The organism is Pseudoalteromonas sp. Angola-4 (assembly GCF_028599265.1).
Lineage (GTDB): Bacteria > Pseudomonadota > Gammaproteobacteria > Enterobacterales > Alteromonadaceae > Pseudoalteromonas > Pseudoalteromonas atlantica.
In genome coordinates, this window is the sequence record NZ_JAQREK010000053.1 from 1 (window position 1) to 620 (window position 620).

The following is a 620-nucleotide window of genomic DNA, read 5'->3' on the forward strand; positions in this document are numbered from 1 at the left end:
ACTGACTTCACTTTTCATTGCAGCAACACACTCTGCCACAAGCTCGGGCTCTGCCATTAAACAGGCACCAAAACGCCCATTTTGCACACGATCAGACGGACAACCTACGTTAAGGTTTATTTCATCATAACCGCGGTCACCTGCAAGCTTGGCACACTGTGCTAGCGCTTGCGGATCTGAGCCCCCCAGCTGCAGCGCTACTGGGCCTTCATGTTGATTAAAGTGCAAATAGTCGCCACGGCCAAACAAAATAGCACCTGTGGTGATCATTTCAGTGTAGAGCACGGTGTGCTTTGTCATTTTACGATGAAACGTACGACAATGGCGATCAGTCCAATCGAGCATGGGGGCAACAGAAAAGCGTCGATTTAAAGTACGTTTATCCAAAATGTAGTCCTCAAAAATTTATAATTTAAGCACAGCTTAAAAGGCGCTGCATTTTACACAAAAGCCCCATGCGCAGCAATATTAAGCAAACACCTGCAAGCCAAAGTATTGTGCGATACCGTTTAAAATATTCGTTACTGCGACTGAGCTTAAAATTAACCCCATAATTCGACTAATAATACTTGCCCCACTATCACCTATTATTTTATGTACATGCGTAGCAAGTAATAACA

2 protein-coding genes are annotated in these 620 nt (G+C 44.0%); both read right to left on the bottom strand.

The annotated features are described in order from the left end of the window. Positions 1–345 (bottom strand): tRNA-dihydrouridine synthase (locus PSH48_RS20720; RefSeq protein WP_273612294.1); only part of this gene is annotated, 345 nt, incomplete at its 3' end. Positions 346–468: 123 nt separating this feature from the next. Further along, on the bottom strand, positions 469–620 hold a 152-nt coding region (locus PSH48_RS20725; protein ID WP_273612295.1), incomplete at its 5' end, for a MarC family protein.